Annotated in this window: 11 protein-coding genes; 8 read left to right on the forward strand and 3 right to left on the reverse strand. The window is 38.1% G+C overall.

Annotated features, from left to right (window positions below):
- Window position 1: 1 nt before the first annotated feature.
- The 5 genes from addA to LO754_RS03170 all read left to right on the forward strand — a co-directional run bounded on the left by addA (window position 2) and on the right by LO754_RS03170 (window position 8,426).
- Entirely contained in the window at window positions 2-3,715 is a 3,714-nt protein-coding gene (addA, locus tag LO754_RS03150) for a helicase-exonuclease AddAB subunit AddA (RefSeq protein WP_231785599.1), read from the forward strand.
- Between the two features lie 160 nt (window positions 3,716-3,875).
- A complete protein-coding gene (locus tag LO754_RS03155) occupies window positions 3,876-5,042 on the forward strand; it encodes a DUF418 domain-containing protein (RefSeq protein WP_108029436.1) in 1,167 nt (388 codons plus the stop codon).
- Between the two features lie 123 nt (window positions 5,043-5,165).
- Window positions 5,166-6,068 (forward strand): fumarylacetoacetate hydrolase family protein, encoded by a 903-nt coding sequence (locus tag LO754_RS03160; RefSeq protein WP_024362513.1) that lies wholly within the window; start codon window positions 5,166-5,168, stop codon window positions 6,066-6,068.
- Window positions 6,069-6,356: 288 nt separating this feature from the next.
- Window positions 6,357-6,725: a YisL family protein gene (locus LO754_RS03165; protein ID WP_024362514.1), complete on the forward strand. Its 369-nt coding sequence runs from the start codon at window positions 6,357-6,359 to the stop codon at window positions 6,723-6,725.
- A 225-nt stretch (window positions 6,726-6,950) separates the two neighbouring features.
- Window positions 6,951-8,426 (forward strand): alpha-amylase family glycosyl hydrolase, encoded by a 1,476-nt coding sequence (locus LO754_RS03170; RefSeq protein ID WP_025218668.1) that lies wholly within the window; start codon window positions 6,951-6,953, stop codon window positions 8,424-8,426.
- A 104-nt stretch (window positions 8,427-8,530) separates the two neighbouring features.
- On the opposite strand, the gene LO754_RS03175 is transcribed toward LO754_RS03170, so the two are convergent.
- Both LO754_RS03175 and LO754_RS03180 read right to left on the reverse strand, forming a co-directional pair.
- A complete protein-coding gene (locus LO754_RS03175; protein ID WP_231786276.1) occupies window positions 8,531-9,388 on the reverse strand; it encodes a DegV family protein in 858 nt (285 codons plus the stop codon).
- A gap of 239 nt (window positions 9,389-9,627) precedes the next feature.
- Window positions 9,628-10,437, reverse strand: coding sequence for a Cof-type HAD-IIB family hydrolase (locus LO754_RS03180; RefSeq protein ID WP_024362517.1), 810 nt, complete (start codon window positions 10,435-10,437; stop codon window positions 9,628-9,630).
- 124 nt (window positions 10,438-10,561) lie between these two features.
- Between LO754_RS03180 and LO754_RS03185 the strand changes: the two genes are divergently transcribed.
- Window positions 10,562-11,326 (forward strand): serine aminopeptidase domain-containing protein, encoded by a 765-nt coding sequence (locus LO754_RS03185; protein WP_024362518.1) that lies wholly within the window; start codon window positions 10,562-10,564, stop codon window positions 11,324-11,326.
- Window positions 11,327-11,379: 53 nt separating this feature from the next.
- On the forward strand, window positions 11,380-11,688 hold the full coding sequence (locus tag LO754_RS03190; RefSeq protein ID WP_024362519.1) for a metal-sulfur cluster assembly factor: 309 nt from the start codon (window positions 11,380-11,382) through the stop codon (window positions 11,686-11,688).
- A gap of 192 nt (window positions 11,689-11,880) precedes the next feature.
- On the opposite strand, the gene LO754_RS03195 is transcribed toward LO754_RS03190, so the two are convergent.
- Window positions 11,881-12,576 carry a Crp/Fnr family transcriptional regulator gene (locus tag LO754_RS03195; RefSeq protein ID WP_231785600.1) on the reverse strand — a complete coding sequence of 232 codons (696 nt, stop codon included), beginning with the start codon at window positions 12,574-12,576 and terminating at the stop codon, window positions 11,881-11,883.
- 256 nt (window positions 12,577-12,832) lie between these two features.
- Here LO754_RS03195 and LO754_RS03200 point away from each other — a divergent pair, with 256 nt between their 5' ends.
- The gene (locus LO754_RS03200) at window positions 12,833-14,959 is read left to right on the forward strand and encodes an ATP-dependent Clp protease ATP-binding subunit (protein WP_229388623.1); all 2,127 of its coding nucleotides are present in this window, start codon (window positions 12,833-12,835) and stop codon (window positions 14,957-14,959) included.
- Window positions 14,960-14,979 lie beyond the last annotated feature (20 nt).

Here is a 14,979-nt window from a genome sequence, read left to right on the forward strand (position 1 = left end):
CATGGTGCAGCAAATACCTGTCAAACCAGCGAATGTCACTTGGACGGATGATCAGTGGAAAGCGATTTATGCAAGTGGGCAAGATACACTTGTTTCAGCAGCTGCAGGCTCTGGTAAAACGGCGGTCTTGATTAATCGCATGATTGAAAAGGTTGTGGCAACAGAAAATCCAATGAATGTGGATGAACTTCTTGTCGTAACGTTTACGAATGCTTCCGCAGCTGAAATGCGTCATCGTATGGCAGAGGCGCTTGAAAAAGCAATTGCAGCAAATCCGACGTCGAGCCATTTGCGACGTCAGTTGAGCCTAGTCAATAAAGCGCAAATCTCGACATTGCATTCCTTTTGTTTAGCGATTGTTAAGCAGTATGCTTATTTGCTCGATATAGACCCAGGTTTCCGAATTGCTAATGAGGCAGAAATCGCCTTGCTCCGAGATGATATATTAGCTGACGTGCTAGAATCTGCCTATGATACAGATGACGAAGCGCGAATTCATGCAATCTATCAACTTGTCGATAGTTTTACATCCGATCGTGATGATCAAGCGATTGAAACATTAATAAGTAAGCTTTATGATACGTCGCGTGTCCATGCTGAACCACAAAAATGGTTAACGACCTTACCAGAAAGCTATCAGCTAGCGGACGATGTGACAATAGATGATTTAGATTTATCTAAATATGTAAAGTTAACTGTAAAACATAGCCTTGAAGAAGCATTCGTTCTCATTTCTGAAATGCGTGCGATAACGCTTCAGCCAGATGGACCGGCTCCATATGCTGAAACCGCTGAAATTGATTTTGCAATGATTCAGGAAGGGATTCGTATCAGTCAAGAGGGCACATGGCAACAGCTATTTGAGTATTTTTCAACAGTCAAGTGGTCGACATTAAAACGGGTATCCAAGGATGCTTTAGTCGATGTGGAGCTTCAAGAGCTAGCGAAGAAAAAGCGTGAGGCTGCTAAAAAAATAATGAATAAGTTAAAAGATACTTATTTTGTTCGTACACCTGCACGTTTGCTGGAAGAAATTAGACTGATGGCGCCAACGATTGCAACATTAGTTGACTTGACGTCTATTTTTAGCCAGCAATTCCGTCTTGCGAAATTAGAGCGAGGTATTATCGATTTCTCCGACTTAGAGCATTATGCCCTGCAAATCTTAACGGAAGAGGTAGAGGGCGAATTACAGCCATCGCCCGTTGCGTTAGATTTACAAAGACGTTTTAAAGAAGTGCTGGTGGATGAATACCAAGATACGAATATGCTACAGGAAACCATTTTACAATTGGTCAAGCTAGGCGATGAGCACGATGGCAACCTTTTTATGGTTGGTGACGTAAAACAAAGTATCTATCGTTTCCGTTTAGCGGAACCCAAACTTTTTATGCGGAAGTATGGGGAATTTGTAGAAAATCCTGATACGACGGGGATGCGCATCGATTTGAATGCCAATTTCCGTAGTCGTAGTGAAGTTTTAAACGCAACCAATTTTGTGTTTGCACAAATTATGGATGAACGTGTCGGTGAAATACAATATGATGACAATGCTTCATTGAAGCCAGCAGCGCCGTATGATGCGAAAGAGGTACCTGTTGAGCTCGTAATTTTACATCCGCCAGAGGAAGAGGCAGCGGATGAAGAAATGGAAGAAAGTATAAGTGAAGCATCAGAGCTTGAGGAACTGAAGAAATCACAATATGAGGCACGTTTTATAATTGATCGCATTCGACAATTGATGGAAGAGGAAACAACGGTATACGATACGAAAACAAAAACAGAACGTCCTTTAAAATACAGTGATATTGTCATTTTAATGCGCTCTATGACGTGGTCTACAGATTTGGTCGAGGAATTTAAGTTGGCAGGCATTCCTCTTTATGCAGAGTCATCTAAAGGTTATTTCGATGCCTTAGAAGTGATGATTATGCTGAACACACTAAAAGTTGTCGATAATCCATATCAAGATATACCATTAGCTTCTGTATTACGTGCACCGTTTGTTGGCTTAACAGAAAATGAGCTCGCAAAAATTCGTTTAGCAGATACTAAAACACCGTTTTATGATGCATTAAGGCAATTTATACGCAGTGAAGGACATGGTGTGCAATCCGAAACATTTGAGAAGCTTCAACGTTTTATGTTGGCATTTGAAAACTGGCGAGATTTAGCACGTCGTGGCTCTTTGTCGGATTTAATTTGGAAAATTTACTTGGATACACATTATTATGAAATGGTTGGTGCCATGCCGAATGGTAAACAACGACAGGCAAATTTACGCATTTTGCACGATCGCGCATTAATGTATGAAAAGACGGCGTTTCGAGGGTTGTTCCGCTTTTTACGCTTTATAGATAGAATGCGAACGCGTGGGGATGATTTAGGAACAGCAAAGTCGATTGGTGAAAAAGACGATGTAGTGAGACTTGTAACAATTCACTCATCCAAAGGTTTAGAGTACCCAGTTGTTTTTGTTGCAGGAATGGGACGGCCTTTTAACAAAATGGACTTCCACAATCCGTATTTATTTGACCAAGATTATGGGCTTGCAGTTAAAGCAATTGACCCTGAAAATCGGATTACCTATACTTCTTTACCATTTCTAGCGATGAAGGAGAAAAAAGAGCTGGAGATGAGAGCCGAAGAAATGCGGGTGTTGTACGTAGCAATGACGCGTGCAAAGGAACGACTTATTTTAATTGGCTCCGTAAAAAATTGGGATAAAACACTTGATTCCTGGCTGGACGCGCAAAACTTGCCTGTGGATGCTCCTTTGCAAGATTATTTACGCGCGCGTGCAAATAGTTATTTTGACTGGGTTGGGCCAGCTGTTGCGAGACATGCTGATTTTGCAGCTATTACAAGTACTTCGTATAAAGCAAGACAAGATCTCTCGCATTGGTGGGTAAGAGCCATTTCAACACATCATTTTATGTATGAAACGCAAGCGTTAGATGAAGATGTGCAACAGATGTTCACAACGCCAGAGGACGCAGCTCTGCTTGCAGAAATTACAGCTCGCTTCCAAGCTCAATATGCATATCAAAAATCGACACAGAAGCGTTCGAAAACATCTGTTAGTGAAATTAAACGTCTAGAAAGCTTACAACGTCTAGAGGAGCCAGAATACTATTTTACCGCTCCTAAAAAGAATAAGGGTACGATTGCCCCACGACCAACCTTTTTACAGGATAAGCAACTTACAGGTGCGGAAATGGGGACAGCCATTCATACGGTCATGCAGCATGTACCACAATGTGGCTTTAGCACAGTGCAAGAAGTGGAGCAATTTGTCACTGAGTTAGTGGTAAAACAACTGCTAACAGAGGCAGAGAGCAAGATTGTTCCGTGTGAGAAAATTTACCGTTTCTTTACAACCGATATTGGCCAACGTTTTAAAAATGCGAAGCAAATTCGAAGAGAAATGCCATTTACGATAAGCCGCGTGGATGAGGATGGCGACGCTCAAATTGTGCAAGGGATTGTCGATTGCTTGTTTGAGGATGTCTACGGTCACTGGATATTACTCGATTATAAAACCGACCGCATTGGGCGGCAATTTGCAGAGGAGCCGGCGTTATCGAAGGAACTTTTAGGTCGCTATGGGGTGCAACTACGTGTTTATAGCGAGGCACTTGAGTCGATTTTACACATACAAGTATATGAGAAAGTGTTGTACTTATTTGATATTGAGCAGGCGATTTATGCGTAGGGTCACTATCCTTTGCCTGTAAAATGAAGTATTCCTTTCAGCAATGTTAAAAACAATAGGCAAACTTCTGCGTGGAAAGTAAGCTTCTTCGAAGTTTACTGAAAGCGCAGAAGGATGCGCATTGTAGTTTAACGACTTAGAAAGAAGAGGAGGCTATTTTGTGAATTTGAAACCGACGATGTTGCAGGAACGAATCGCAACATTAGATATTTTACGTGGAATTAGCTTGCTAGGTATACTAGTCGTCAATATGTATGCTTTTTATTTGCCAATGCCACACATTGATTTAGCGTCATGGTTTACAACACCGTCAGATATTGTTTGGCAACAAAATTTAGATATTTATGTGCAAAGTAGTTTTTATCCTTTATTTTCCTTATTATTTGGTTATGGATTAGCGCTACAATGGCAAAAAGCTCAAAGTCGTGAACAAAACTTTTATGGAACAGGACTCCGAAGGTTAACTGTTTTATTTATGTTCGGTTTGCTGCATGCGCTCCTTATTTGGTGGGGAGATATTTTAATGATGTATGCCTTCTGTGGCGTTTTTCTGCTGTTGCTTTTACGTTTACATCCCATCTGGCTATTCGTAACGGGTATTCTTATCAATGGATTTATGCATGTTTTTATGTTGCTTGTAGTAGGTTATATTAACTTTAATACGGAGATTGAAACGTACTTGGATATTACTGGTGTGGAAAAGGCAATCACAGCTTATGGTACTGGTAGTTGGATGGATGCCTTTTTACAGCGTTTATCTGACTTATCTATTCAAGCGGGAATCGGGATGTGGATTGCGTCATTATTTACGATATTACCGTATATGCTAATAGGTGCAGCTGCCTCCAAATGGCATTTAGTAGAACGTGCAAAAGAGCTGAAATGGCTGTGGCTAGCACTTGCGATAGCTGGGTTGGCACTTGGTATATTCTTGAAGAGTGTACCCATCCTATTTACACGTACGTATTTACTTGATTATATAAAGGTCTATATCGGTGGGCCGATTTTATCAGTTGGCTATATTGGCCTTGTTGTTTTACTTTGTCTGATTCCAGTCATACCAAAAATACTTAGTCCTTTTGCAAAAATTGGACGCATGTCGTTAACGATGTACATACTGCAATCCATGATTGGCACATTTATATTTTATCAATTTGGATTAGGTTGGTATGGGAAAGTAAGTGTAGCTACAGGTGTATTAATTGCTATCGGTATTATTGTCGTGCAAATGATTTTTGCAGAAATTTGGCTTACAAAATGGAAGCAAGGCCCATTAGAAGCAATTTGGCGTAAGTTAACATATAAGACGAAAACTGAATCAAGCTAAATTTTGTGCGTAACTGGCTTAATTAATAGAGAATTAGCAACATTAAAAATTGTTATCGTAAAAGTAAGGTAATTTATATCATATTGTTGTATCATGTAGAAAAAAGAAGGAGCTCTTAAAATCATGAAAATTTTATCATTTAAATTAGGTGGACATGTAAGTTTTGGACCAAAAGTAAAAAAAGAAGAAGCGGTATGGGATGTACTCGCTATTCAAAACGAATTACAAGTTCTCCCTTCTTTTTCAAGTTCAATTGTTGATGGCATTGCTTTAGGCTTCGATTTTGTTGAACAAATTCGTAAATTAGTAGAAGCAGCGGAAAAATCAGACCGTGCGAATAGCTTCAAGCGTGAATTTACAGTGATTGAATGGTTATCTCCAATTCCGCGCACACCAAAAAATATTATGTGTATTGGCAAAAACTATGATGAGCATGCAAAAGAAATGGGTGCAGAAGCAGCACCAATCGATTTAATGGTATTTACAAAATCGCCAACTGCTATTGCGGCTGATGGTCAAACACTATCAATCCATGCAGATCTTTCTTCAAAAATGGATTATGAAGGGGAACTTGCAGTAGTCATTGGTAAACGTGGGAAAAACATTCCGAAAAACTTAGCCTTTGACTATGTATTTGGCTACACAATTGCGAATGATATTACAGCACGTGACCTTCAAGATAAACATAAACAATTTTTCTTAGGTAAAAGCCTAGAAGGCACATGCCCATTAGGACCATACCTTGTAACAAAGGATGAAATTCCAAATCCGCAAGAGTTAACAGTTGTTACAAAAGTAAATGATGAAGTACGTCAAAATGGTACAACGAAAGATATGATGTTTACGGTCGAATCGCTCGTATCGATTTTATCGCAACATGTAACGCTAGAGCCAGGTGATGTGATTTTAACGGGTACACCAGCAGGCGTTGGTAAAGGGATGAATCCTCCGCAATATTTAAAAGCGGGTGATACCGTGAAAGTATCCATTCAAGGTATCGGTACGTTAGTTAATCATTTTGAATAATATAGCTAGTCCGCGTGAGTGTAAGCTCCGCGGATTTTTTAATTTGACTCAGCACAGCTCATCACTTTTCTAAGGTGGACGAATAGCAAATAACTAACAGAAAGCTCCCTTAAATCAAGCACTGGTAGCTGTCATAGATTTTTTTATTAGGCAAGTTCGAAAGTCTGGAATCAATGACGTTTAGACGTAAATTCATTCAATTTTGTGAACACAACTTGTAATATTTGAAACCATTACCACTGCGTGATAGGATAGAGTTTGATAGAAAAAAAATGAGGTGGGACAAAAATGGATTTTTTAACTAACCAAACACATTTGCACATTACAACTTGGGTAGTTGGCATCGTAATCTTTTTAATTGCAGCACTTAGTGGTAAGCAGTCCAAAGGCTTACATATGTTATTACGTTTATTCTACATTTTAATTATTATTACTGGCGGGGCATTATTTATTGAAGCGATGAAATTCGGTCAAGGAATGCTTTATGGCTTTAAATTTTTAGGCGGTATTTTCGTTATTGGCATGATGGAAATGGTATTAGTTCGTCAAAAGAAAAACAAGCCAACAACAATGTTCTGGATTTTATTTGCAGTATTTTTACTCATTACAATGTTCTTAGGATTCAAGCTACCAATGGGATTCAATTTCCTTGCATAATGTTTAATAAAAGCCGTGAAGTTGTTGCTTCACGGCTCTTTTATTTTCTTGAAGTGCCAGACACCAGAACGATTCTGAAATTTCTGTGTTTTTAGGTTAACTTAATTTGACACCTTTTTGTCGTAATTCATTTTGCATTTCGGTAAAATATTTTGAAATGATAGCAACGTTACTGTTTTATTTGGTAAAATGACGTTGGATTGGTTTGAAAGAGAGGGAATAAAAGTGAAATTTAAGAAGTGGATAAGCGCGACAGCTGCATCGCTTTTACTGGCAACTTCATTAATAGGCGCAACACCTGCACACGCGGATGAAGTACAAAAAAGAACGATTGCTGAAGAAAGCATTTTTGATTTACTCGTTGACCGTTTCTTTAATGGCTCAGGCACTAACGATTATGATACAAATACGCAAGACCCAACGAAATTTGCAGGTGGCGACTTCACCGGTCTACTAGATAAACTAAAATTTATTGGCGAAATGGGCTATACAATCGTATCCATTGGGACAATTTTTGACACAGAAGTATACGATGGTTCTATGCCAACGAGCTATAGTACAATCGAAGAGCATTTTGGAACAGCAGAAGAATTCCAAAGTGTGGTGAAGGCATATAAAGAAAAAAATATGTCAATGATGGTGGACTTTCCTTTAAATAATGTAAGTCCTAATCATGAGTGGGCAAAAGATGCAGCAAAGCAAAACTGGATTGCCTCAACAAATAATGGGCACATTCAGTGGGATTTAACGAATAAAGATGTTCAAGCTGCTTTAATCGAATCAGCAACAGAATTTGTTTCTACATATGATGTGGGTGGCTTACGTTTAACGAATATTGCGGATGCTGACACAGCATTTATTAATGACATGATTAAGGCGTTAAAAAGTACCAACAAATCGTTATATGTGATTTCGAATGAAGAAAGTGATGCGAATTTTGATGCATCCTTCTCACCAGCTACAGCAGAGATTTACCGTAATATTTTCAAAAATGTAGATCAGGACTCTTCAAAGCTAATGGAGCCTCTTGCTGGTGAAAAGCCAACGCAAATTATGATTGATTCATTACAAACATATCGCTTTACATTTGATTCTGCTTCTGAAAATATGTTCCCACCAACACGATTGAAAATGGCGATGGGTGCGTTATTTATGCTGCCTGGTATTCCAGTTGTTCAGTATGGTACCGAAATTGCCATGAATGGGGAAGAGAAACCTGACACGCATCAATTATACAATTTCAAAACAGATGAAGAGTTAATTGACTATATTAAAAACGTACAGTCATTACGTAACCAATCAGCGACATTACGAAAAGGTGATTTCGAAGTTATTACAAATGACAATGGTTTACTTGTGTTTACGAGAAAATCCGATGAAGAGCAATGGATTATTATGGTGAACAATACAGGAAAAACACAACGTGTCGATTTAACACCAGATCAAATTGGTGAGGGTAAAATGCTAAACGGTATTTTACAAGAAGAAAAGGTGCGAATTAATGAAAAAAATGTTTATCCAGTAATACTAGACCGTGAAATCGTAGAAATTTATCAAGTGAAGGATGATGAGGGGCTAAATGTTCCTTACATGGTTGCGCTTGGATTGGTCTATGTTGTATTTATTGGCTTCGTTATTATTATTATTAAACGTGGAAAAAAACGTCGTCAACAACAAGACGCTGCCAGTGAAAATAACTAATTGAAAAAGTGTTAGATTGATTGCAATCAATCTAACACTTTTTTGCTGTGCGCGTAGTTGCCTGCAATGGCGATTTGTCTAAGTAGACTTCTACCAGCTTCACACTACGCTTGATAACTTTTATTCGTAAAGAAAATTGCAATTGTACTAGGCCCAACATGGGAGCCGATAACAGAGCCAATCATTGTCATTTGGACTGCTTTTGGTGCAAATCTTTCTTGTATGGATGCTTTTACTTCGTTAGCAAAAGCCAAGTCATCACTATGGCTAATTCCGACAATTTTATCTGCAAAATTGCCACCACGCTCTTGCATTAAATCCAACATACGCGCAATGGCTTTTTTACGACCACGTGATTTTTCAATCGGTACGAGTTTACCGTCCTCTACGTTCAAAATAGGCTTTATGCTAAGTAGTCCACCAAGAAAGGCACTCGCTTTCGAAACACGACCTCCTTTTGCAAGGTAATCTAAATCTTCCACTGTAAACAGGTGCTCCATCTGTGAAGCGAGTAATTGTATTTTTGTTTCGATTTCATCAAGCGAAGTACCTGCTTTTCGAAGTTGCACAGCTTCTTCAACGACTAAGCCATAGCCTAATGAGGCACATTTCGAATCGACTATTGCGAGCTGTAATGTTGGATATTGTTCAAGTACTTGGTTGCGAATCATTAAAGCTGTACTATACGTACCTGATAATTCAGATGAAAAGGCGATGTAGATACCTGGCTCTCCGCTTTTTGCTAAGCTTTCGAACTGTTGCAGAAAGAGCTCTGGTGAAACTTGCGATGTTTTTGGATGAGCCCCTTGGCGAATAGCATCATAAACTTCTTTCGAATCAATCGACAAGACATCATCATATTCATGGTTATTTACTTGTACACGTAGCGGAAGTAGAATGACATCATTCTCTTCGTAGTATGACTTTGGTAAATCACAGCCACTATCAGTAAAAATTTTCATCATCTTGACCTCCTAAAAAACTGTATTTACTAGACATGCTGGTATTATTCTATTTCGTCATGATTTACAATAATAGCATTAGATTCGCTTTTCTAAATCTAGAAGCTTGCCAAAAGCTATAACTTTATTTACTAGACGTATAAGCATTCAAGTGTACAAATAAAAATCAAATTTTACAAGCATTAGAGATGAAAAGCTTCTACAGAATAAAGTTTGAATAACTGGAAATGATACTTTAACTATGATAATTTTAAGCGTTCAATAAGTATTTTAGCAATGCCATCTTCATTATTTGTTGTTGTAATTTCGTTGGCAATGTTTTTTAAGCTAGGGATTCCATTCCCCATAGCGACTCCAATACCTGCATAATCAATCATTTCTAGATCATTGTCCTCATCGCCAAAAGCGATAATACGTTCACGTGGAATACCTAAATCTTTCGCTACATGTGAAATACCCACTGCTTTATTTAAGCCACGGCGAACAATTTCAATAATGTGAAGTGGAGCACCCCAACGACGATGTTCAATCACTTCAGCATGGACAGCTTGTAAATGGTCGCGAATAATCATAGAATTTACCTCGTTTGCTTGAATTAGTAGACTCGTTGGATTGACTAATAGATTTGTCGAAATATCACCCAATGTAATTTTGGGATTGCCCATGTTAAAAATATTTAAAATCCGATCATCCTCCGTGTGCACATAGATGTCGTCCTTCACTTCAGCAATTATATTTTCATACTCATAGTGATTGACCGAACCAACCACTTCTTTTACAACGCTTAAATCAATCGGTGTATGCATGGTTTGCCAAGCAGCATTTTTAGGGTGGTGGACATAGGCTCCATTAAAATTAACAATCGGTGTTGTTAAACCAAGCTCATGATAGTAGATGTCACTTGCACGATATGGACGACCTGTGGCAATCATAACTTGATGCCCTTGTTCCTTAGCCTGCAATAATGTTTTTTTAGTTTTTGAAGAAATTTGTTGTTGGTCCGTTAATAACGTACCGTCTAAATCTAAAACGATTAAATGCTGTTTCATAGCTTGTTGCCCCTTTCCTATATGTTTGAATAGTATCGCTTTGTTATCCGTTCGTCAAAATTTTGTCACATTGAAAAAAGTTTGCTAACATAAAAATGTCAGACAAAAGTTGGGAGTGACAAGAATGTTTGTAAAGACTGAAATATGGGGACAGATTCCTTTGTTACATATATATACAGACAATATGAATGAAAAAACCCCAGTAGTTATTTTCTTACATGGCTTTATGAGTGCAAAAGAACATAATTTACATTATGCTTATCAGTTGGTAAATAAAGGGGTGCGTGTCCTACTACCAGATGCAAAATTCCATGGTGCACGTAGTGAAGGATTAACAGAGACTCAAATGAATTTACATTTTTGGGACATTGTCTTAAATTCTATTCATGAAGTAAAACAATTATATAAAGAATTAAAGAATAAGCAACTTGTAGCTAGCGATAAAATTGGTGTAGCCGGTACTTCAATGGGAGCCATCGTTACATCTGGCTGTTTAAAGCTTTATGATTGGATACAAACTGCGGCAATATGTATGGGTAGTCCAACTTTTATTAAACTAGGAGCCTATCAATTACAGCAATTGGCTAAAAGTGGTGTAAAGTGGCCGATGTCAGAACAAGAAGTACAAAAAACAAACGCACTTCTCGCAACGTATGATATTAGTTTAACACCGGAACAGTTTGCTGGACGACCTGTGTTCTTTTGGCATGGTGAGCAAGATAAAACCGTACCATTTCAGGATACGTATGATTTTTATTGTTCATTACGTGCATATTATGAAGAAAATCCGAGCAATTTAAAATTTATTGCAGATAAACATGCTGGTCATGCCGTGACACGTGATGGTATGCTAGCAGCAACGGAATGGCTTGCACAGCATTTGGCATAATAAGAAGCATCTGCTATGATTAAGTTAACACTATGTTGGAAGGAGAAATACAAATGGATCAAGATATGAAAGACAGCATGCTAAGTGCATTAGAAAATGTAATTGACCCTGAGCTTGGTATTGATATCGTCAACTTAGGTTTAGTATATGATGTAGAGTTAGATGACGAAGGTTTAGCGACCGTTACAATGACACTGACTTCAATGGGATGCCCAATGGGACCAGTGATTGTTGATCAAGTGAATACAGCTTTAAGTGAACTACCAGAAGTGAAAAGTACAAATGTCAATATTGTATGGAATCCACCTTGGTCAAAAGATAAGATGTCTCGCTATGCGAAAATGGCGTTAGGCGTTCGTTAGTGGTTTCTTCTAGTGAATAAAAAATCCCTGCTTGCACATAACTGTAAGCGGGGATTTTATATTTAGCTTCCTTCATTTTTTGTTAACAGGCGGAATGTCGGATATACACGGGCATTCTGAAGGGAATTAGTTCAAGCCCCCTGTGAATATATGAAGAAAAAACCAAGATGCAATAAAAGGCTAATTGTTAAATCAATCAATACGGCAAATTTGCAATGGACAATTTTCACAAGCAATTTCATCTTTTAAATATTGCAAATCTATAATCGTAATATAGCCTTTTTCGAAGGATAGAATATGATGCTTTTTTAAATCGTTCAACATACGGTTAATCATTTCTCTACTTGTTGCACACAAGTTCGCAATCTCAGAGTTTGTTAATGGAAAATCAATAAAAATTGACCCATCTTCTAATGGCTGACCGTACGTATTCGAAAGGCGAATAAGCGTTGAAAATAAAGCACCTTTTTTACCGTTTAATACTAAATCGCGTAGACGACTTTGGTATTTTAAATTTTCTGTTTGCAACCACTTCATATACTCTACCATTAATTGCGGTTGCTCAACTAATAGGTGCTCTAATGATTTACGACTTAAAACATATAACGTGGAAGATTCTAAAACTTTTGCCGTCATCGAAAAATACGTGAGGTTACAAAATAATGAACCCTCGCCAATTATACTATCAGGACCGCAAATTCGAACGGTTAATTCTTTGCCGCTCTCGGTTTCCTGACTAATCGAAATAGCGCCTGTTTTAATATAATATATTTCTTTAGCACGTTCTCCTTCTAAGAAAATTTTACTATCCTTATTCACTTTGATGAAAACGCCATTATTTTGAAAAAGAGCCTTTATTTTCTCTTGTGTACTATCCTTTAGTACCATATATCAAACACATCTCTTTCTTTTTGTAATAAAAATTACCTGTATTACAAAAGGATGATGATAATCATTTCGATATACTAAAACAACGAAACATACCACTATTATAGCGTAATTTCCCATTGGCCAGTGTAAAATTTTTGAGCTTTTTTTTTGCTTGGCTTTGTCGATTGTTGTAAAATAAAGTTAGTCAAAAAAGGTCAAACTTTCATAAAGCAAAATTAGGATAAAAATATGAAAAGGGAAGAGGAGTGCTATTATGCAATTTCAACAAACAGATGATAAAAAACCATTAGAGCAATTTGGTCGTAACTTAGTCGAAGAAGTAAAAAACGGCAAAATGGATCCCGTCATTGGGCGTGATGAAGAAATTCGTAATGTCATTCGAATTTTAACACGTAAAACAAAAAATAACCCTGTGTTAATTGGTGAACCTGGGGTTGGTAAAACAGCCATCGTAGAAGGCTTGGCACAACGTATTGTTAAAGGTGATGTGCCAGAAGGTTTAAAAGAGTGCGTGCTATATGAGCTGGATATGAGTGCATTAATAGCTGGTGCAAGTTATCGTGGGCAATTTGAAGAACGATTAAAAGGTGTGCTAAAAGAAGTGAAAGAATCTGAAGGGCGCATTATTTTATTTATCGATGAAATTCATACAATTGTTGGTGCGGGTAAAACGGATGGTGCAATGGATGCAGGTAATATGTTAAAGCCAATGCTTGCACGTGGTGAACTTCATTGTATAGGAGCGACTACATTAGACGAATATCGTATGTATATTGAAAAAGATCCTGCTTTAGAACGTCGCTTCCAACAAGTGCTTGTACGTGAACCATCTATTGAAGATACCGTTTCGATTTTACGTGGTTTAAAAGAACGTTTTGAACTACATCATGCAGTGCGCATTCATGACCGAGCAATTGTAGCTGCTGCTGAGCTTTCAAATCGCTATATTACGGAACGTTTTTTACCAGATAAAGCGATTGATTTAATCGATGAGGCATGTGCGATGATTCGAACAGAAATTGATTCGATGCCACAAGAGCTAGATGCGGTGACTCGTCGTATTATGCAGTTAGAAATTGAAGAACAAGCATTGCGTAAGGAAAAGGACGAGGCGAGTAAAAAACGCCTTGAACAATTACAAGAAGAGTTAACAAAGCTTAAAAGTTCATCCGAAGGCATGCGTCAACAATGGGAAGCAGAGAAAGAAACACTGCAAGGTATCCAGAAAAAACGTGAGTCACTAGATAAGTACCGCCGTGATTTAGACGAAGCGGAAAGTAAATATGATTTAAATAAAGCAGCGGAATTACGACATGGGAAAATTCCTGCACTTGAAAAAGAAATTCAAGAAATGGAAAAGCAATTAGAAAACGGTAGTGAGACACGTATTTTACGTGAAGAAGTGACTTCGGAAGAGATTGCTTCTATTGTATCTCGTTGGACAGGTATCCCTGTTACAAAGTTAGTTGAAGGGGAACGTGAGAAATTATTGCGTTTAAAAGATACGTTACATGAACGGGTGGTAGGGCAAGATAATGCTGTTCAACTTGTTACAGAAGCGGTTTGGCGTGCAAGAGCAGGCATTAAAGACCCACATCGTCCAATTGGTAGCTTCTTATTCCTAGGGCCAACGGGTGTTGGTAAAACAGAGCTAGCTAAAGCACTTGCTGCACAGCTATTTGATTCAGAGGAGCATTTTATTCGTATTGATATGAGTGAATATATGGAGAAACATAGTGTATCACGTCTCGTAGGTGCACCTCCAGGCTATATTGGCTATGAAGAAGGCGGTCAATTAACAGAAGCTGTTCGCCGTAATCCATATTCTGTCGTTTTACTCGATGAAATTGAAAAGGCGCATCCAGATGTAGCGAACATATTATTGCAAATTTTAGATGATGGTCGCATTACAGATAGTCAAGGACGAATGGTTAACTTTACAAATACCGTTGTTATTTTAACATCTAATATTGGTTCTAGCTATTTAATGGAGGCACAAAAAGATGATCCGGCAGTAGAAGATTTAGTGATGGCAGCACTACGTCAACACTTTAAACCAGAGTTATTAAACCGAATGGATGATATTATTCTGTTCCATGCGTTATCAGAAGAACATTTTACAGCGATTGCTTGGAAATATGTTGAGCAGCTTGTAAAACGTGTAGCTGAACAGGAAATTACGTTAGATGTCGCACAAGACGTCATAGATTGGGTTGTCGAGCAAGGTGCAGATCCACAGTTTGGGGCTCGTCCGTTAAAACGATTTGTGCAACGTTATATTGAAACAGCGGTTGCCAAGGAGTTATTACGTGGTGAAGTACTGCCTGGAGAAACTTTGCATATTAAAATGCGTGATGGTCAGTGTGTAGTGGAAAAATAATAAATAGAAAAAAACCTGTC

Source organism: Lysinibacillus sp. GJ-1, assembly GCF_021166035.1.
Classification (GTDB): domain Bacteria; phylum Bacillota; class Bacilli; order Bacillales_A; family Planococcaceae; genus Lysinibacillus; species Lysinibacillus sphaericus.

What these genes read in the sequence shown, in the direction of transcription:
- LO754_RS03180 (WP_024362517.1), bottom strand. Translation starts at nt 10,437, where the DNA reads ATGAAACAGCATTTAATCGTTTTAGATTTAGACGGTACGTTATTAACG.
- LO754_RS03190 (WP_024362519.1), top strand. Translation starts at nt 11,380, where the DNA reads ATGGATCAAGATATGAAAGACAGCATGCTAAGTGCATTAGAAAATGTA.
- LO754_RS03175 (WP_231786276.1), bottom strand. Translation starts at nt 9,388, where the DNA reads ATGAAAATTTTTACTGATAGTGGCTGTGATTTACCAAAGTCATACTAC.
- LO754_RS03195 (WP_231785600.1), bottom strand. Translation starts at nt 12,576, where the DNA reads ATGGTACTAAAGGATAGTACACAAGAGAAAATAAAGGCTCTTTTTCAA.
- LO754_RS03200 (WP_229388623.1), top strand. Translation starts at nt 12,833, where the DNA reads ATGCAATTTCAACAAACAGATGATAAAAAACCATTAGAGCAATTTGGT.
- LO754_RS03160 (WP_024362513.1), top strand. Translation starts at nt 5,166, where the DNA reads ATGAAAATTTTATCATTTAAATTAGGTGGACATGTAAGTTTTGGACCA.
- LO754_RS03165 (WP_024362514.1), top strand. Translation starts at nt 6,357, where the DNA reads ATGGATTTTTTAACTAACCAAACACATTTGCACATTACAACTTGGGTA.
- addA (WP_231785599.1), top strand. Translation starts at nt 2, where the DNA reads ATGGTGCAGCAAATACCTGTCAAACCAGCGAATGTCACTTGGACGGAT.
- LO754_RS03185 (WP_024362518.1), top strand. Translation starts at nt 10,562, where the DNA reads ATGTTTGTAAAGACTGAAATATGGGGACAGATTCCTTTGTTACATATA.